Source organism: Corynebacterium sp. CNCTC7651, assembly GCF_021496665.1.
In the GTDB taxonomy this organism is placed as follows: Bacteria; Actinomycetota; Actinomycetes; order Mycobacteriales; family Mycobacteriaceae; genus Corynebacterium.
Window position 1 is genome coordinate 186,921 of record NZ_CP071246.1, and the last position, 16,508, is coordinate 203,428.

The 16,508-nt window shown below is 67.2% G+C and carries 17 protein-coding genes and 4 tRNA genes; 18 read left to right on the forward strand and 3 right to left on the reverse strand.

Going from position 1 to position 16,508, the window contains the following annotated elements:
• Position 1: 1 nt before the first annotated feature.
• Complete coding sequence (locus JZY91_RS00890) at positions 2 to 379, reverse strand: YidH family protein (protein ID WP_234948132.1); 378 nt, start codon at positions 377 to 379, stop codon at positions 2 to 4.
• On the opposite strand from JZY91_RS00890, the gene JZY91_RS00895 reads away from it, so the two are divergent.
• The 9 genes from JZY91_RS00895 to JZY91_RS00935 all read left to right on the forward strand — a co-directional run bounded on the left by JZY91_RS00895 (position 378) and on the right by JZY91_RS00935 (position 9,897).
• Entirely contained in the window at positions 378 to 1,340 is a 963-nt protein-coding gene (locus JZY91_RS00895) for an enolase C-terminal domain-like protein (protein WP_234948133.1), read from the forward strand. The two genes, JZY91_RS00890 and JZY91_RS00895, sit on opposite strands and share 2 nt — an antisense overlap.
• A gap of 72 nt (positions 1,341 to 1,412) precedes the next feature.
• Positions 1,413 to 2,993 carry a DASS family sodium-coupled anion symporter gene (locus JZY91_RS00900; RefSeq protein WP_234948134.1) on the forward strand — a complete coding sequence of 527 codons (1,581 nt, stop codon included), beginning with the start codon at positions 1,413 to 1,415 and terminating at the stop codon, positions 2,991 to 2,993.
• 39 nt (positions 2,994 to 3,032) lie between these two features.
• On the forward strand, positions 3,033 to 3,560 hold the full coding sequence (locus tag JZY91_RS00905) for a hypothetical protein (protein WP_234948135.1): 528 nt from the start codon (positions 3,033 to 3,035) through the stop codon (positions 3,558 to 3,560).
• A gap of 10 nt (positions 3,561 to 3,570) precedes the next feature.
• Positions 3,571 to 5,187, forward strand: coding sequence for a 2-succinyl-5-enolpyruvyl-6-hydroxy-3-cyclohexene-1-carboxylic-acid synthase (gene menD / locus JZY91_RS00910; protein WP_234948136.1), 1,617 nt, complete (start codon positions 3,571 to 3,573; stop codon positions 5,185 to 5,187).
• Between the two features lie 67 nt (positions 5,188 to 5,254).
• Positions 5,255 to 6,451 carry a glycosyltransferase family 1 protein gene (locus tag JZY91_RS00915; protein WP_234948137.1) on the forward strand — a complete coding sequence of 399 codons (1,197 nt, stop codon included), beginning with the start codon at positions 5,255 to 5,257 and terminating at the stop codon, positions 6,449 to 6,451.
• 112 nt (positions 6,452 to 6,563) lie between these two features.
• Positions 6,564 to 6,815, forward strand: coding sequence for a FeoA family protein (locus tag JZY91_RS00920; protein ID WP_234948138.1), 252 nt, complete (start codon positions 6,564 to 6,566; stop codon positions 6,813 to 6,815).
• Positions 6,812 to 8,896 carry a ferrous iron transport protein B gene (gene feoB / locus JZY91_RS00925; protein ID WP_234948139.1) on the forward strand — a complete coding sequence of 695 codons (2,085 nt, stop codon included), beginning with the start codon at positions 6,812 to 6,814 and terminating at the stop codon, positions 8,894 to 8,896. The genes JZY91_RS00920 and feoB overlap by 4 nt, the downstream gene beginning before the upstream one ends.
• Positions 8,896 to 9,177, forward strand: coding sequence for a hypothetical protein (locus tag JZY91_RS00930; protein WP_234948140.1), 282 nt, complete (start codon positions 8,896 to 8,898; stop codon positions 9,175 to 9,177). The genes feoB and JZY91_RS00930 overlap by 1 nt, the downstream gene beginning before the upstream one ends.
• 30 nt (positions 9,178 to 9,207) lie before the next feature.
• Positions 9,208 to 9,897 carry a demethylmenaquinone methyltransferase gene (locus JZY91_RS00935; protein ID WP_234948141.1) on the forward strand — a complete coding sequence of 230 codons (690 nt, stop codon included), beginning with the start codon at positions 9,208 to 9,210 and terminating at the stop codon, positions 9,895 to 9,897.
• A gap of 21 nt (positions 9,898 to 9,918) precedes the next feature.
• On the opposite strand, the gene JZY91_RS00940 is transcribed toward JZY91_RS00935, so the two are convergent.
• Entirely contained in the window at positions 9,919 to 11,145 is a 1,227-nt protein-coding gene (locus tag JZY91_RS00940) for a geranylgeranyl reductase family protein (protein WP_370639232.1), read from the reverse strand.
• 108 nt (positions 11,146 to 11,253) lie between these two features.
• On the opposite strand from JZY91_RS00940, the gene JZY91_RS00945 reads away from it, so the two are divergent.
• Both JZY91_RS00945 and JZY91_RS00950 read left to right on the forward strand, forming a co-directional pair.
• A complete protein-coding gene (locus tag JZY91_RS00945) occupies positions 11,254 to 12,270 on the forward strand; it encodes a polyprenyl synthetase family protein (RefSeq protein ID WP_234948143.1) in 1,017 nt (338 codons plus the stop codon).
• Between the two features lie 84 nt (positions 12,271 to 12,354).
• Positions 12,355 to 12,436: transfer RNA gene (locus tag JZY91_RS00950), tRNA-Tyr, on the forward strand.
• Between the two features lie 53 nt (positions 12,437 to 12,489).
• Here the strand turns inward: JZY91_RS00950 and JZY91_RS00955 are convergent.
• Complete coding sequence (locus JZY91_RS00955) at positions 12,490 to 13,560, reverse strand: LLM class flavin-dependent oxidoreductase (protein ID WP_234948144.1); 1,071 nt, start codon at positions 13,558 to 13,560, stop codon at positions 12,490 to 12,492.
• A 235-nt stretch (positions 13,561 to 13,795) separates the two neighbouring features.
• Between JZY91_RS00955 and JZY91_RS00960 the strand changes: the two genes are divergently transcribed.
• The 7 genes from JZY91_RS00960 (at position 13,796) to rplK (ending at position 16,454) form a co-directional block, all read left to right on the forward strand.
• Positions 13,796 to 13,868, forward strand: a tRNA-Thr gene (locus tag JZY91_RS00960).
• A gap of 25 nt (positions 13,869 to 13,893) precedes the next feature.
• Positions 13,894 to 13,965 (forward strand) — tRNA-Met (locus JZY91_RS00965).
• A 71-nt stretch (positions 13,966 to 14,036) separates the two neighbouring features.
• Positions 14,037 to 14,112, forward strand: a tRNA-Trp gene (locus tag JZY91_RS00970).
• A 24-nt stretch (positions 14,113 to 14,136) separates the two neighbouring features.
• A complete protein-coding gene (gene secE, locus JZY91_RS00975) occupies positions 14,137 to 14,460 on the forward strand; it encodes a preprotein translocase subunit SecE (protein WP_234948145.1) in 324 nt (107 codons plus the stop codon).
• Between the two features lie 142 nt (positions 14,461 to 14,602).
• Positions 14,603 to 14,746: a hypothetical protein gene (locus JZY91_RS00980; RefSeq protein ID WP_234948146.1), complete on the forward strand. Its 144-nt coding sequence runs from the start codon at positions 14,603 to 14,605 to the stop codon at positions 14,744 to 14,746.
• Between the two features lie 183 nt (positions 14,747 to 14,929).
• A complete protein-coding gene (nusG, locus tag JZY91_RS00985) occupies positions 14,930 to 15,823 on the forward strand; it encodes a transcription termination/antitermination protein NusG (protein WP_234949007.1) in 894 nt (297 codons plus the stop codon).
• A 202-nt stretch (positions 15,824 to 16,025) separates the two neighbouring features.
• Complete coding sequence (gene rplK / locus JZY91_RS00990; RefSeq protein WP_234948147.1) at positions 16,026 to 16,454, forward strand: 50S ribosomal protein L11; 429 nt, start codon at positions 16,026 to 16,028, stop codon at positions 16,452 to 16,454.
• Positions 16,455 to 16,508: the final 54 nt, after the last annotated feature.

The window sequence follows — 16,508 nt, forward strand, 5'->3', positions numbered from 1 at the left end:
CCTACACCAGGATCATCACGGCGGTCACGGCCAGCGCCACCGCCACGATCAGGGACAGCACGGGCACGATCGCGGGCACCGGCAGCGGGCGGCCGTGGCGCATCGCGCGCTCCACGTGCACCCACCGCACGGCCGCGCCGCCCGCGATGCACAGCCCGCCCAGGATCACCAGCACCGCCACCGCTTTCTGGTGCTGCGGGTGCACGCCGTGGATATCAAACGCCCCGAGCGCGATCCCGCCGGCCAGAAACGCCAGCGCCGTGCGCGTCCACGCCAGGTACGTGCGCTCGTTGGCCAGGGTGAAGCGCGGGTCCGGCTCTTCGCCGTCGGGGAAGACGCGCCGGGCGAACCAGGACCTGTCGTCGCGCTGGGTGCTCATGTCAGCCAACGCTACGCTGGCCGGCATGGAGCTGCCCACCGTCGACGACATCCTCGCCCGCGCCCACGTGGTCGCCCTCCCGATGGCGGTGCGCTTCCGCGGCGTGACCACGCGCGAAGCACTGCTCATCGACGGCCCCGCCGGCTGGGGCGAATTCTCCCCCTTCCTGGAGTACGCGCCCGCGGAGGCCGCCGCCTGGCTCGCCTCCGGCATCGAGGCCGCCTACCTCGGGCTCCCCGCCGCGGAAGGCTCGGTGGAGGTCAACGGCACCGTCCCCGCCGTGCCCCCCGCCGAGGTCGAGGCCGTGCTCGCGCGCTTCCCTGGCGTCCGCACGTTCAAAATCAAGGTCGCCGAAAAAGGGCACTCGCTTGACGACGATCGCTTGCGCATCAACCGCGTCCGCCAACTCCGCCCTGATGCCGCCCTCCGCGTGGACGCCAACCGCGGGTGGACCGTCGAGGAGGCCGTCGCCGCCGAACGTGCGCTGACCGAGACTGGCCCGCTCGAGTACATCGAGCAGCCTTGCGCCACCGTCGAGGAGCTCGCCGAGGTGTCACCACGGGTGGTGGAGTTGGGGGCGGCTCAGGTTGGCGTCGTCAAGCAAGCGCCCCTTGGTGGGGTACGTACCCTGCTGGGGATCGGGCGCGAGCTGGGGCTGGAGCTGACGGTGGCCAGCGCCCTGGATACCGCGGTGGGGATTGACGCGGGGCTGGTCGCGGCGAAGCTTGCCGGGTCGCGCGCGGCGGGGCTGGCCACGCAGCGGCTGTTTGTGGAGGACGTCGCGCCGGAGCGCCCGCTTATCGACGGCTGCTTACCCATCACCCGTACCATCCCCGACCCGGAACGGCTGCACGGCCTGAAGGCTCCGGGGGAGCGGCGGGACTGGTGGTTCGAGCGCGTCCGGGCGTGCTACCCCCTGATTCGGGGGAAGGTGGATATTAACCCGCGCACAAATCTGTGATTTTGCTATGTGCGGTTAGAGAACGGGGTTAAGGTTTGATCCGCAAAACCTGTACGACGTAAGGGGACTGACGTGTCTACTCCCGTGACCCACCAGTCGTCCGCCCTCTCGGACGGCGACCTGGCTAAGAGCCCGGAACCGGGCGAGTGGCGCCGCCAACTCATCGGCCTCATCCTTGGCGTGGCGCTGGCCATTCTTGTGTACTACATCTTCCCGACGGGCGCGGGCGACACCGTCGCAAACTCCCCGGGCGCCAAGGAGGGCGTGGAGTACACGTCCCAGGCCATGCGCATCGTCGCCGCCGCGACCGTGCTCATGGGCGTGTGGTGGATGACGGAGGCGATTCCGCTCGCCGCCACCGCCCTGCTGCCGATCGCGATCTTCCCCGTCATGGGCGTGGCGCCGTTCAAGGAGGTCGCGTCCCCGTACGCCGCCTCCACCATCTTCCTGTTCATGGGCGGCTTCCTGATCGCCCTCGGTCTGCAGCGCTGGAACCTGCACCGCCGCCTGGCGCTGGTTGTGGTGAAGATCGTGGGCACCAGCCCGAAGCGCATCATCCTGGGCTTCATGCTGGCCACCGGCTTCATGTCCATGTGGGTGTCCAACACCGCGACCGCCGTGGTGATGCTGCCGATCGGCATGTCCGTGCTCATGCTCACCGCCGAGTCCGTGGGCGGCATGGAGAACCAGAAGCGCTTCGCCACCGCGCTGATGCTGGCGATTGCGTACTCCGCCTCCATCGGCTCCCTGGGCACCCTGATCGGTACCCCGCCGAACGCGCTGATGGCCGGCTACATGAAGGAAGCGCACGACATCACCATCGGCTTCGGCCAGTGGATGCTGGTCGGCTTGCCGGTGGCCATCATCTTCACCTTCATCGCGTGGTGGCTGCTGATCACCATCTTCAAGCCTGAGGTGGACCAGATCCCGGGCGGCAAGGAGCTCATCGACAACGAGATCAAGAAGCTCGGCCCCTGGACCTTCCCGCAGGTCATGGTCGGCATCATCTTCCTGCTGGCCGCGCTGTCCTGGATCATCATTCCGCTGCTGCGCACCAACCTCGGCTTGAAGTTCCCGTACGACGACGCCATCGTGGGCATCATCGCCGGCCTTTTGATGTTCATCATTCCGGCGTCCAAGGACGGCAAGCGCCTCCTGGACTGGGAGAGCGCGAACGAGATGCCGTGGGACGTCCTGCTCCTCTTCGGCGGCGGCCTGTCCCTGTCCGCCATGTTCACCTCCACCGGCCTGTCCCTGTGGATCGGTGAGGCTGCAAAGGGCCTGTCCGTCCTGCCGATGTTCCTCCTGATCTTCGCCGTCGCCGTGCTGATCATCTTCCTCACCGAGCTGACCTCCAACACCGCAACCGCCGCGACGTTCCTCCCGATCATGGGTGGTGTGGCCGTGGGTATCGGCCTGACCGCCTCCACCGAGATGAACGTGATGCTGCTCTGCATCCCGGTCGCGCTCGCCGCAACGTGCGCGTTCATGCTGCCGGTGGCCACCCCGCCGAACGCGATCGCGTACTCCTCCGGCTACGTCAAGATGAACGAGATGATCAAGGCCGGCATCTGGCTGAACATCATCGGCAGCGTCCTGATCTCCCTGGCGACGTACTTCATCGCCGTCCCGGTCTTCGGCCTCGTGCTGTAGCACTGCTACCTACCCCGCTTGGCGCGTTACGCTATCCGCATGGATAACGAGACGCGCCAGTTCGGTTCTCAGGACCGGCCGCGCCCCAAGCAGGTCTTCCCGGAGCAGCAGTACGAGCAGCAGCCCGCGCAGCCGCAGTACCAGCAGCCGCAGTACCAGGCACCGCAGTACGAGGAGCCCTACTACGCGCCCTACACCCCGCCCGCGCAGGAGCCGGAGGAGCGGGACAACGTCCCCGCGATTGTGTTCGGCGTGCTGTTCGCCATCGCGGCGGTCGCGGCGATCGTGCTCTACTTCCTCTGGCGCGGCGCCGCCGCGGAGGCGAACAAACCCCCGGTGACCGTCACGCAGACGCAAACCCAGATTGTCACCACCACGGAGACCACCACCAAGCGCCCGCCGCTCTTCGGCCGCGACGGCACCGCCCCCAACTCCACCAGCGCCCCCGGCCGCGAGCCCGCCCCGCAGGACCCGCCGCAGATGCCGTCTTTCGAGCTGCCGCAGGAGGTGCGCGACGCGCTGGAGGACCTGCGCAACGAAGCCGAGTCCATTTTCCAGACCCAGTAGGGTAGGGCGAATGGATTCGATCGCACTGGCCGCCCGCGTCGCGGAGGTCCTCGCCCGCAACGTCACCGACGTCGTGCTCAGCCCGGGTTCGCGCAACTCGCCGCTCGCGTACGCACTCCTCGCGCACGAGGACTTGGCGGTGCACGTGCGTATCGACGAACGCTCCGCCGCCTTCACCGCCCTCGGCCTCGCCCGGGTGCAAAAACGCCACGTCGCGGTGGTGATGACGTCGGGGACCGCGGTGGCGAACGCCTACCCGGCGGTGATTGAGGCGCACATGTCCCACACCCCGCTTGCGGTGGTCAGCGCGGACCGCCCGGAGCGTCTGGTGGGCACCGGCGCGAGCCAGACCATCTGGCAGCAGGGCATCTTCGGCCGCTACGCCGCAACGCAGCAGGTGGCGGACCTCGAAGCGGCCGACGCGATCAGCTTCGCCGCGGACCAGGTGCACATCAACGTCGCGCTGGATACGCCGCTGGTGCCGGAGGGGTTGCTGGGAAGCGTCGGCAAGCACAGGCGCGTGGGCCCCGGCCGGCTGGACTCTGCGCCGGCGTGGGTGGACCACGGCGAGGTGGAGGTGGACCTGAGCCAGGATACGCTGGTCATCGCCGGGGACGAGGCCTGGGACGTCCCCGGGCTCGAGCACGTGCCGACGATCGCGGAACCCACCGCCCCGACCCCCTTCCACCAGGTGCACCCGCTGGCGGCGCGGTTCTTCGCGCAATCGTCGGTAAGCATTTCGCACGACGGCGGAGATTTCGCGGCGTCGACGAAGCCGGAGCAGGTGATTGTGGTGGGCCACCCGACGCTGCACCGCGACGTGATGGCGCTGCTCGCGGACCCGGAGATCGAGGTCATCGGCATCACCCGCACCGCCACCGTCACCGGCAAGCCGGACCGCGTGGGCTCGCGCGTGAAAGCCACCGGCCAGCCGACCGACACGTGGCTGAAAATCTGCGAGGCCGCCGGCGACGTCGGCGCCGAGACGGTGCGCACCGCGCTGGAGGACGACGCCTTCGGCCTCACCGGCCTGCACGTCGCCGCCGCGGTGTGCGACACCCTCGCCGTCGGCGACACGCTGGTGCTCGGCTCCTCGAACCCGGTGCGCGACGCCAGCCTGGTCGGCATGCCGTTCGACGGCGTGGACACCTACAGCCCGCGCGGTGCCGCCGGCATCGACGGCACCGTCTCCCAGGCCGTCGGCATCGCGCTGGCCACGCAGGCGTTGCGTGCCGACGAAATCCGCGCACCCCGCACCATCGCCCTCATGGGGGACCTCACCTTCCTCCACGACGCGAACGGCCTCATCATCGGCCCGGACGAGCCGCGGCCCGGCAACCTCACCATCGTGGTGGCCAACGACAACGGCGGCGGGATCTTCGAGGCACTCGAACCCGGAGCCGAGGCGCTGCGGGGGCAGTTTGAGCGGGTGTTTGGTACGCCGCATGGGGTGAGCGTCGAAAAGCTTGCAGAAGCCCATGGCGCGGCGTACCGCAGGGCGGAAACCCTGCCTGAGCTGACGCAAACCCTGGTGGAGCTCGAGGCGGAACCGGAGCCGATCACGGTGGTGGAGGTGCCCACCACGCGCGCGACGCGCCGGGCCTTGGCGGAGCGGCTGCGGAAGTAAAAATTCACGCGACATTCACCAACGGTTGAGGCGGAGTTTCCGCACGGCTGCAAGGGTGGGACGCATTATGCGTGTGGGAATTGTTGCTGAGTCCTTTCTGCCCAACATCAACGGCGTGACCAACTCCGTGCTTCGCGTGCTGGAGCACCTGAAGCGTGAGGGGCACGACGCGATTGTGATCGCGCCGGGCGCGCGCGAGTTCCAGGAGGAAGTGGCGGATTACCTCGGCTTTCCCATCGTGCGCGTGCCCACGGTGCGCATCCCGCTGGTGGATTCCCTGCCCGTCGGTGTCCCCACCACTACCGTGACGGCGGCCCTGGCTGAGTTCCGCCCGGACGTGATTCACCTGGCCAGCCCGTTTGTGCTCGGCGGCGCGGGTGCGTTCTCCGCCCGCCAGCTGGACGTGCCGGCGGTGGGCCTGTACCAGACGGACGTCGCCGGTTTTGCCACCAAGTACCACGCGGCGATGGTGGCGTCGATCGCGTGGGATTGGACCCGCACCATCCACAACATGTGCGAGATCACGCTCGCGCCGTCCTCGGAGGCGATCCGCGAGCTGGAGAGCCACGGCATCAAGAACGTCCGCCACTGGGGCCGCGGCGTGGACGCGGAGCTGTTCCACCCCACCCGCCGCTCCGACATGCTGCGCCGCCAGTGGGACCCGTCGGGGGAGAAGAAGATTGTGGGCTTTGTGGGGCGCCTCGCCGCGGAGAAGAGCGTCCAGCGCCTTGCCCCGCTTCACGACGATCCTTCGATCCAACTTGTCGTCGTCGGCGATGGCCCGGAGCGCCAGCCGCTCGAGGCGGCGCTGCCGGGTGCGGTGTTCACCGGCGCGCTGTCCGGCGAGCAGCTGGCGCGTGCGTACGCGTCGCTGGACCTGTTCGTGCACACCGGCGAGTTCGAGACGTTCTGTCAGGCCATCCAGGAGGCGCAGGCCTCCGGCGTGCCCACGATCGGGCCCCGCGCCGGCGGCCCGATCGACCTGATCAACCACGGCGTGAACGGCCTGCTGCTGGAGGTGGACACCTTCGAGGAGGAGCTGCCGGACGCGGCGGCGTGGATCTTGGACGATGCCCGCCTGGAGGACATGAAACTCATTGCCCGCGAGTCCGTGTCCGACAAGACCTGGGACGCGCTGTGTACGCAGCTGGTGGGCTACTACGACGAGGTGATCCGCGACTACAACCGCAACGTGGTCAACCTCTTCGGCCGCGACGTCGCTCTGCCCGGCTGGGCCCGCGTGCCGCGCCTCCGCGGCGCTTGAAGAGCGCACCGCCGTTAGGGTGCAGCACATCACATAGGATTGCCTTCCTTTTGGCGCACTTCTTACCGTAGGCTTGCTTGTATTAAGTAACCCTAACTTCAAGGAGTGCTGGATGGCCGCCGCGACGGAGCGCACGCTTTTCGACGTTCCCATCGGCGACCACGCCGTCATCACCGCCGCCATGGTGGACGCGAAGCTGGACCGTCGCCTGCGTGAGTTGGGCCTGCGCAGCGGAGCCGAAGTCACGGTCATGCAGAAGACCGCCGGCGGCGGGCGCGTGGTCAAGGTGCGCGACACCCACTACGCGCTGGACAAGTACGCGCTCAAGCACATCCTTGTGGACGTGAAGGAGCCCGCGCGATGAGCACCCCCATCACCCCCGGAACCGGCCAGCTCTCCGCCGAGGCGGCGGACGCGGTTGAGCAGCTCGCGGTAATCGCACCTGCGGGCGCATGTTCCCACTGCGGCCCGGCGGCGGATGAGGTTGCCGTCGGCTCTCCGACGATTGCGCTGGTGGGTGCGCCGAACGCCGGCAAGTCCACCCTGTTCAACGCATTGACGGGGGCGCGCGCCACGATGGGCAACTACCCCGGCACCACCGTCGAGGTGTCCCGCGGCGTGTGGCGGGCAGCGCCGGTTGGGGCAGTGCCGGCTGGGGCAGCGCCGCGCAGCTTCAACGTCATCGACTTCCCGGGCGCGTACTCGCTGGACCCGGTGAGCCCGGACGAGGCGCTGACCCGCGACCTGCTGCTGGACAACCCCGCCCGCCTGGGCAAGGACCGCCCCGACCTGGTGATGGTGGCGGTGGATACCTCCAACATTTCCCGCGGGCTCTATCTCGCCGCGCAGGTTGCGGAGCACCCGTACCGCATGGTTATCGTGCTGACCAAGGGGGACGTGGCCCGGCGCCAGGGCCTAGAGGTGGACGCGGATGTCCTGGCCGCGAAGCTTGGCATTCCGGTGGTGGAGATTGATCCGCGCCGCCGCGACGTCGCCACGCTTGCCGAGACCGTGCACGCGGAGCTGCGCACCCCGGTGCGCACCGTCAGGCCGATGGACCTCTCCGAGTTCGCGCACCTCGAGGGCAACGACCTCGAGTTCGCCGCCGCCGACGCCCGCTTCGAGTGGATCGACGAGGCCGTTGCCGCCGCCACGCTTCGCGACGAACACCAGGCATCCACCACCGAGAAAATCGACCGCTTCGTGCTCCACCCGGTGCTGGGGCCGATCATCTTCCTCGCGGCGATGTTCTTGGTGTTCCAAATCACCACCACGGTGGCCGCGCCGCTGCAGGGCTGGCTGGAGAGCTTTTTCACTGGCCCGCTGTCTGCCTGGGCGACGGCTGGACTGGCGGCGGTCGGTCTGGATTACCCGTTCGTGCACGGACTGGTTGTCGATGGACTGATCAACGGCGTCGGCATGGTGCTCACCTTCGTGCCGCTCATGGCGCTGATGTTCCTGTGCTTGGCGGTGCTGGAGGATTCCGGCTACATGGCCCGCGCCGCCGTGGTGGCGGACCGGCTGATGCGCGCCATCGGCCTGCCGGGCAAGGCGTTCATCCCGCTGATTGTGGGCTTCGGCTGCAACGTGCCGGCGATCTCCGCCACGCGGGTGCTCAGCTCCCCGGCGCAGCGCCGCATGACGGCGCTGCTCGTGCCGTTCACCTCCTGTTCCGCGCGCCTGACGGTGTACGTGATGCTGGCGCACACGTTCTTCCCGGATCACGCCGGCTTGGTTGTGTTCGTGATGTACCTGGTCTCCATCGGTCTCGTGGTGCTCTCCGGCCTGCTGCTGAAGAACCTGGTGTGGCGCACGATGGGTGCGGACCCGCTGGTCATCGACCTGCCTGTGTACCAGTGGCCCACCGCGCGACTCGCGGCCTCGGTGACGTGGACGCGCCTGAAGGGTTTCCTGCAGACGGCGGGCGGCATCATCGTCGCCGCCGTTGTTGCCATCTGGTTCCTGCTGTCCACCCCCGCCGTCGCGGGCCACAGCTGGGGCGACGAGGAACTCGCCCCGCAGGACTCGGTCTACGGCGTGGTCTCCGACACCATCGCCCCCGTCTTCGAACCCGCCGGCTTCGGCTCCTGGTCCCTCACCGGCCCGCTGATCACCGGCTTCTTGGCCAAGGAAGCCCTGATCTCAACCTGGGCGCAGACCTACGCCGTCGAGGACCCGCTAGAAGACACCCCGGAGGCCCAGGGCTCCTCCGACCTGGCAACCGCGGTGCGCGCGGACTTCGACCAGGCCTCCGGCGGCCACGGCATCGCCGCGGTGTGGGCGTACATGATCTTCTTGATGGCGTACACTCCGTGCGTCGCAACGCTTGCTGCCCAGCGCAGGGAGATCGGCTGGAAGTGGACCATGATCGGCCTCGTGGGGCAGCTCGCGCTGGCGTGGGCCCTGGCAGTCGGCGCGTTCCAGCTGCTGAAGGTGTTCTTCTAATGCGGCCGATGGAAGCCGTCACCACCGCGATCCGCGACGGCGCACGCAGCCGCGCGGAGATCCGCGACACCACGGGCCTCAGCGGCTCCACCGTGGACGCCATCATTCACCACCTTGAGCGCACGGGCCGCCTCACACTGGAGGAGCTCGGCTCCGCCTGCGCCGGCGGCAGCTGCGACTCCTGCATCGCCGCGAAAGCCAGCGGCGCCACTTGCGCGAGCCGCGGCACCCGTCCCGCCGGCCCCGTCGCTCTGGTGCTAACCAAGCGCGCAGGGCTGTAAGCACCACAGCCCCCGCTAGACTTGCCAACCATGGCCAAGGCAGACCTAGAGAAGAAGCCCTTCGACGTTGCGGGGATGTTCGACGACGTGGGGGCGAAGTACGACATCACCAACACCGTCCTGTCCTTCGGCCTGGATAAGACGTGGCGCCGCCGCACCCGGAAGCACCTGGACCTGAAACCGGGCGAGCGCGTGCTGGACCTCGCTGCCGGCACCGCAGTGTCCACCGTGGAGCTGGCGAAGTCCGGCGCGTGGGTGGTGGCGTGCGACTTCTCGCAGGGCATGCTGGCCGCCGGCGCGCACCGCGACGTGCCCAAGGTGGCCGGCGACGCAATGCACCTGCCGTTCGCGGATGAGACCTTCGACGCCGTCACCATCTCCTACGGCCTGCGCAACATCCACGACTTCGAAGCCGGCCTGCGCGAGATGGCCCGAGTGACCAAGCCCGGCGGGCGCCTGGCGGTCAACGAATTTTCCACCCCCGTCATCCCGGGGTTCCGCAAGCTGTACAAGGAATACCTGCCCATCGCGCTGCCGCGCGTGGCCAAGGTGTTTTCCTCCAACCCGGAGGCCTACGAGTACCTGGCGGAATCAATCCGCGCGTGGCCGGACCAGGAGCAGCTGGCAAACGCGATCAACCGCAACGGCTGGGAAGATGCCGGCTGGCTCGACCTCACGGGTGGGGTTGTGGCGATTCATGGCGCGGTAAAGCCGTCGTAAAGCCCACCGTCGTAAAGCACCCTAGCCCCAGAGCGGGGCGGAACGCGGCGCGAGCCTGCCTGCCGCACGCCAAGCGCGGGCGATGAGGTCGCGGTCTCCTTCCGTGATCAGATTGCCCATCAGGCGCGCGGCGGCGGGCATGAGGTAGCGCCCGCCCACCCCGCGCATGGCCACGGGCCCAGCCGCGGGGAGGAACTGCGGGTAGGTGAGCAGGCGCGCGGCGGTGCGGGCCAGGGCGAACGCGTCGCCGTATGCCTCGCGCAGCGCGAGCGGCCAGGTCAGCGTCAGGTCCTTGCCCTCCGCGAGCAGCTCCACGGCCATCAGCGCGGTCTCCATGCCGTAGTCGATGCCCTCGCCGTTGAGCGGGTTCACGCACGCGGCGGCGTCCCCGATCAGCGCCCAGTTCGGCCCCCCAACGCCGGACACCGCGCCGCCCATCGGCAGCAGCGCGGACATCACCGAGCGCTCGGGCCCCAGCTGCCAGTTAGCGCGCTGCTGCTCCGCGTAGGTGGCCAGCAGCTTCTTGGTGTTCACTTTCGCCGGCCGGGCGTCGGTGGACAGCGCGCCGCAGCCCAGGTTCACTGTGCCGTCGCCGAGCGGGAAGATCCAGCCGTACCCGGGCTGCACCTCGCCCGCGCCGTCGCGCAGCTCCACGTGCGAGTGCATCCACGGCTCCTCCGCGAAGGGCGACTCGCAGTAACTGCGCGCGGCGATCCCGTACACCTCGCCGCGGTGCCACTCGCGGCCCAGGAGCTTCCCGAAGGGGGAGCGCACCCCGTCCGCCACGATCACCCACCGCGCCCGCACAGGCCCCTTTTGCGTATCGACGGCAGAAATCAACCCCCCGCTGAAATCCACACCCGTCGCCGCGCAGTTCTGCCAGACTTCGGCGCCGGCGCGGCGGGCTTCGTCGACAAGCGCGGCATCGAACGTAGCGCGGGGGCTGGCGGAACCCTCCGTGCCGTAGCACCCGTCGGGCCACGCGGCGGTGACGTCGCCCCCGAACCCGTGCAGCTTCAGGCCGTGGTTGCGGTAGGCGGGCAGGATGTGGGTCAGACCCAATCGGTGCAGCGTGTGCACGGCGCGTGGTGTGAGGCCGTCGCCGCAGGTCTTGTCGCGGTTGGGGGACTGGGCGTCGATAAGCAGGGTGCTCAAGCCCGCGCGCTGCGCCGCGATGGCGGCGGTTGAGCCGGACGGGCCTGCGCCCACAACGATGCAATCGAACGCCTGTGAATTCACGGGCCTCATTGTGCCAGAGCCCACCCGTTAGCCCTGCTGCTGTGTGTGGCGTGGGCGTTCGACTAAGTTTGAACTGTCTGCCCTTACTTCAAGCCTCGACTGCAAGGACGTCTGACGATGACAAACGGCCCCAAACCGTCACCGCGCAACGGGTTCACCCTCGACCTTGGTGATGCAGGGTTGACGCAGCGCGTCACCGACGGGATGGCTGCGGTGGAGACGCTGTTGCGCGAGCGGCTGAACTACGGCGAGGATTTCATCACCGAGAAGGTGAACCATCTGGCTTTTGCCGGCGGGAAGCGCTTCCGCCCGGTGATGGCGCTGCTGTGCAGCGAGTTCGGCCCGAACCCGGGGGCGGAGAACGTGATCAAGGGCGCCGTGCTCACGGAGATGGTGCACCTAGCCACGCTCTATCACGACGATGTGATGGATGAGGCGGACCGCCGCCGCGGCGTGGCCTCCGCGAACGCGCGCTGGAACAACTCGGTGGCCATCCTGGCCGGCGACATCCTCCTGGCGCACACCTCCCGCCTCATGTCCGAGATTGACACGGGGACGGTGGCGTACTTCGCCGACACGTTCCAGACGCTAGTCACCGGCCAGATGCGCGAGACTGAGGGCGCGCGCGGGGCTGACGAGGTGCAGCACTACCTCAAGGTGGTGGAGGAAAAGACGGGCGTGCTTATCGCCGGTGCCTCCTACCTTGGGGCGAAGCTCTCCGGAGCGGACGCGGCGACGGTAGCCAGCTGCGAACGCATGGGCGCCGCGGTGGGCGTGGTCTTCCAGATTGTGGACGACATCATCGACATCTTCTCCGACCCCGCAGAGTCCGGCAAGACCCCGGGCACGGACCTGCGCGAGGGCGTGTTCACCCTCCCGGTGCTCTACGCGCTTGAGGAGGATTCGCCGGCCGGCGAGGAGCTTCGCCGCATGCTCACCGGCCCGCTGACCGAAGACGCGGACGTGGAGCGCGCCCTTGCCCTCCTGCGCGAGTCCAACGGGCGCGAGCGGGCGCTGGAGACCGTGCGCGAGTACCTCGCCGCCGCTGAGCGGGAGCTTGATTTGCTTGAGGACGGTCCCGCGAACCACGCCCTGCGTTCCCTCGTCGAGCTCACCGTCAGCCGCGTGGGCTAGTTTCCAAACACCGCGTTTCACCTGCCGGTTTGCGCTGGCATGTGGGCGGTGTTGTAGAGTAATCCACGCACTTTAAAGGTGCTCGCCAGGTTGCCCGAGCGGCCAAAGGGAGCGGACTGTAAATCCGCCGGCATTGCCTTCAGAAGTTCGAATCTTCTACCTGGCACCCAGAACGCTTAAACCCCGTACCCCCCAAGGTGCGGGGTTTCGCGCGTTACATCACTTGTCGATTGGGTAGCCGGTGACGGGGTCTTCGGTGTTGGGCTGCCAGCCCAGCGCGGGGGCGACGTGGGTGGCGAAGTTCTCCAGAATCTTCACGTTGACGTCCACGCCCATGCCGGTGGGGATGGTGAGGAGCAGGGTATCGGCTGCCATGACGGCGGGGTCTGCCTTGAGCTGCTCGATGAGCTTGTCCGGCTCGGCGGCGTAGGTGCGTCCGAAGGTGGAAGCGCCCACGTCAGGAAGTATCCCGACCTGGTCGGAGCCGGAGGCCTGCATGCCAAAGCGCTGCATGTCCGCGCCGTCCACGATGGGGAAGATGGATCGGGAGACGGACACGCGTGGCGTCCAATCGTGGCCAGCTTCTTTCCACGCGGCGCGGTAGCGGTTGATTTGGTCCGCCTGGATCTCGCCCAGGGTCTCCGAGGTGGTCTCGGAGACCAGGGTGGAGGACATCAAGTTGAGGCCGTCCTTGGCGGTCTGTTCGGCAGAAGCGTGGGTGCCGGAGCCGTAGAAAATGTGCTTGCGCAGTTCGCGCGCAAGCGGGAAGACCGGGAGAGCTGAGCCGGGCTGGAACATGTTGGGGTACTGGCGGTCCAGGGGTGCGGCGGTGGCAAACCCGTTGCCGTCGACGGCGGCCATGAACGCCTCGAGGTGGCGGCGTGCCACGTCCGCCCCGTTGGAGGCATCGCCCTTGTAGCCGAAGGCTTCCCAGCCGCGGTCAGCAACCTCGGGGGCGCCGCGCGAGACGCCCAAGGCCACGCGGCCACCGGAGAGCTGGTAGAGGGACGCAGCCTCTTCGGCGAGGTAGAGCGGGTTTTCGTAGCGCATGTCGATCACGCCGGTGCCCACCTCGATGTGTTTGGTGGTGGCGGCGACAGCACCGAGCAGCGGCATCGGGGCGGAGGCCTGCGGCACGAAGTGGTGGACGCGGAAGGAGGCGTTGTTCACGCCGATCTCGTCAGCTGCCTGGGCGATCTCCAGGTGGATCTTGGCGATCTTTTCCGCAGACGGCCCGCGCTGGCCCCCGAAGGCGTAGTGCCCGAAGCTTAGAAATCCGAACGCTTTCATGAAAACCCTCCCGGTGGTGACGTATCAACAAGAATGCTAGTGTATTACTTCGCGGTTGTCACGGGTCGTGGCGGGTGGCGTGGGGATTGCGGGGAAGCTTTCGTCGTAAAGCAAAAGTGCCCGAAAAGGCGTTGTGTGCAGGCGATTTGTGTAAAGAAACGGAAGCGGGTTAATCTTTCCAAGGCTTCAACGGAGCGGGTCAAACGAAAAGCAAGATCCACAACTTAGAGGCTGTGCCCCCTTAGCTCAGTCGGCAGAGCGTTTCCATGGTAAGGAAAAGGTCATCAGTTCGATTCTGATAGGGGGCTCTGTTGTTTGCCTAGGCAAACACATGGCGGTGTAGCTCAGTGGTAGAGCAAGCGACTCATAATCGCTGTGTCGAGAGTTCAATTCTCTCCATCGCTACTCACCTCGATCGGGGACATTCGTTCCCGTGATAGGGTCTAGGTGCATTCGGCCTACGGCACGTCTGCCCTAGGGGCGTGGCGCAATTGGTAGCGCAACGGTCTCCAAAACCGTAGGTTGCAGGTTCGAGTCCTGTCGCCCCTGCCAGAACATGAAGTTGGAGGAGTTCTTTTGACTAATCCGAACGGTCAGACCCCCGCGCAGCCGACCGGTAAGCGTCAGCTGCACGGAGCTTCTCCTGTTTCCGGCGCTACGTACGCTGAGAAGCGCACACCGGCCACCCAGGATCGTGAGCCGGAAGACCGCACCGGCGGCGGCGTGGCCGCATTCCCGGGTGAAGTCGCCTCCGAGATGAAGAAAGTCATCTGGCCCACCGGCCGCCAGATGCTCAACTACACGCTGATCGTGTTCGCCTTCCTGATCGTGATCACCGCGCTTGTGTGGGGCACCGACATCCTCGCCTCGAAGCTGATTCAGTGGATCCTGATCCGGTAGGTATACTCACAGCACAGTACGTTTCTCCCGCCACCTCGCCAACGCAGAGGAGGCGGGATAATTTTTGGCCCGCATGTGCTGCTTCGTCGGTACGCTGGGCTGAAAACGTCAAGGAACGGAAAGTGTAAGGAGACCCGCAGCGATGACTGAGGCAAACAAGGACGCGAAGAACACCGTCGAGAACAACGAGCAGGAAATGATCGACGAGGGCGCGCCGGTGCAGCCGAGCACCGATCCGGAGGCCAAGGAATCTGAGCGCGACGAGGAGGAGACTTCCTCCAACTAGAAGGAAGTGATTATGGACAACGAGAACACGTCCGAACTTCAGGCCGCCGCCGAGGCTGGCTACGTAGACCCGACGGAAGCTGAAGCCGTTGAGGCGACTGGCGCTGAGGCTGCCGGGGCGGAAGCGACCGGCGAGGTGGAAGACCTTGCGGAGGTCGTCGAGGAGATCGAGGACAACCAGGTCATGATCGATGAGGGCGCCCCGGTGGAGCCCGAGACCGAGCCGCTGCTGGGCGCCTCCGAGGTGGAGCCGCTCGCGGACGAGCCGGACGCGGGTGACCAGGACGCGGGCGACCAGGCCGGGGACAACCAGGCCGCGGCGCCGGAGGTCGACCCGGAGACCGGCCTCGAGGTGGAGGAAGAGCCGATCCAGGAAGGCGACCTCGCGGCGGCGGAGGCCGCGCTTGGCGGCGAGCCGGCCGAGGATGCGGACTCCGAGTACAAGCGCCGCCTGCGCGAGTACACCCGCGAGCTGAAGAAGCTGCCGGGCGAGTGGTACATCATCCAATCCTACTCGGGCTACGAGAACAAGGTGAAGACGAACCTGGACATGCGCATCCAGACCCTCGAGGTGGAGGACTCCATCTTCGACGTCGTGGTGCCCATCGAGCAGGCCGTCGAGCTGAAGGACGGCAAGCGCAAGCTGGTCAAGCGCAAGCTGCTGCCGGGCTACGTCCTGGTCCGCATGGAGATGAATGACGCCGCGTGGTCCGTCGTCCGCGAAACCCCGGGCGTGACCTCCTTCGTGGGCAACGAGGGCAACGCGACCCCGGTGAAGCACCGCGACGTGGCCAAGTTCCTCATGCCGAAGACCGAGCCGGTCGCCGGCGAGAAGGCGAAGGCGAACGAGGACGGCGAGACCGTCATCGCCATGCCGGAGGAAGAGGTCAAGCCAAAGCTGGCGCACGACTACCAGGTGGGCGAGGCCGTCACCATCCTCTCCGGTGCCCTCGCATCCGTGTCCGCCACCATCAACGCGATCGACCCGGAGACGGGCAAGATCCAGGCGCTCGTGTCCATCTTCGGCCGCGAGACCCCGGTGGAGCTCACCGCGGATCAGATCGAGCGGATTATTTAAGCGGGCGTCGAGAAGCATTTTGCTTTTCGACGTTTGCCCCGCGTACACTCAACCGTCGCGCCTGCCCACAATGCGTTTTACGCGCAGGGCAGGACGACGGTTTTGTTCGTTCATCCCCGGTGGCTCGCATGAAGCGGGCATCCGGAGGCTGCGCAGTGAACATCGTGACTGCGTGGCCGTACCAAGGAATTGAGGTAATTCGATGGCTAAGAAGAAGGTCACTGGCCTGATCAAGCTGCAGATCCAGGCAGGTATGGCTAACCCGGCTCCGCCGGTTGGTCCGGCGCTTGGTGCGCACGGTGTGAACATTGTTGAGTTCACCAAGGCGTACAACGCTGCTACTGAGTCCATGCGCGGCGACATCGTCCCGGTTGAGATCACCGTGTACGAAGACCGCTCCTTCGACTTCGTGCTGAAGTCCCCGCCGGCTGCGTCCCTGCTGCTCAAGGCCGCTGGCCTGCAGAAGGGCTCCGGCGTGCCGCACACCCAGAAGGTTGGCAAGGTCACCTGGGAGCAGTGCAAGGAGATCGCTGAGACCAAGAAGAACGACCTCAACGCCCGCGACATCGAGGCTGGCGCAGCGATCATCGCTGGCACCGCCCGTTCCATGGGCATCGAGGTTGAGAAGTAAGCAGGCTTCCCGCTTACTTCAAGCGCGATAGCGCGCCCCGCGCGGTGCCGCCCG

What these genes read in the sequence shown, in the direction of transcription:
- JZY91_RS00930 (WP_234948140.1), top strand. Translation starts at nt 8,896, where the DNA reads ATGCGGCCGATGGAAGCCGTCACCACCGCGATCCGCGACGGCGCACGC.
- JZY91_RS00935 (WP_234948141.1), top strand. Translation starts at nt 9,208, where the DNA reads ATGGCCAAGGCAGACCTAGAGAAGAAGCCCTTCGACGTTGCGGGGATG.
- JZY91_RS00905 (WP_234948135.1), top strand. Translation starts at nt 3,033, where the DNA reads ATGGATAACGAGACGCGCCAGTTCGGTTCTCAGGACCGGCCGCGCCCC.
- JZY91_RS00980 (WP_234948146.1), top strand. Translation starts at nt 14,603, where the DNA reads ATGACTGAGGCAAACAAGGACGCGAAGAACACCGTCGAGAACAACGAG.
- JZY91_RS00895 (WP_234948133.1), top strand. Translation starts at nt 378, where the DNA reads ATGTCAGCCAACGCTACGCTGGCCGGCATGGAGCTGCCCACCGTCGAC.
- JZY91_RS00940 (WP_370639232.1), bottom strand. Translation starts at nt 11,145, where the DNA reads ATGAGGCCCGTGAATTCACAGGCGTTCGATTGCATCGTTGTGGGCGCA.
- nusG (WP_234949007.1), top strand. Translation starts at nt 14,930, where the DNA reads ATGATCGATGAGGGCGCCCCGGTGGAGCCCGAGACCGAGCCGCTGCTG.
- rplK (WP_234948147.1), top strand. Translation starts at nt 16,026, where the DNA reads ATGGCTAAGAAGAAGGTCACTGGCCTGATCAAGCTGCAGATCCAGGCA.
- JZY91_RS00915 (WP_234948137.1), top strand. Translation starts at nt 5,255, where the DNA reads ATGCGTGTGGGAATTGTTGCTGAGTCCTTTCTGCCCAACATCAACGGC.
- JZY91_RS00920 (WP_234948138.1), top strand. Translation starts at nt 6,564, where the DNA reads ATGGCCGCCGCGACGGAGCGCACGCTTTTCGACGTTCCCATCGGCGAC.
- menD (WP_234948136.1), top strand. Translation starts at nt 3,571, where the DNA reads ATGGATTCGATCGCACTGGCCGCCCGCGTCGCGGAGGTCCTCGCCCGC.
- JZY91_RS00890 (WP_234948132.1), bottom strand. Translation starts at nt 379, where the DNA reads ATGAGCACCCAGCGCGACGACAGGTCCTGGTTCGCCCGGCGCGTCTTC.
- JZY91_RS00955 (WP_234948144.1), bottom strand. Translation starts at nt 13,560, where the DNA reads ATGAAAGCGTTCGGATTTCTAAGCTTCGGGCACTACGCCTTCGGGGGC.
- feoB (WP_234948139.1), top strand. Translation starts at nt 6,812, where the DNA reads ATGAGCACCCCCATCACCCCCGGAACCGGCCAGCTCTCCGCCGAGGCG.
- JZY91_RS00945 (WP_234948143.1), top strand. Translation starts at nt 11,254, where the DNA reads ATGACAAACGGCCCCAAACCGTCACCGCGCAACGGGTTCACCCTCGAC.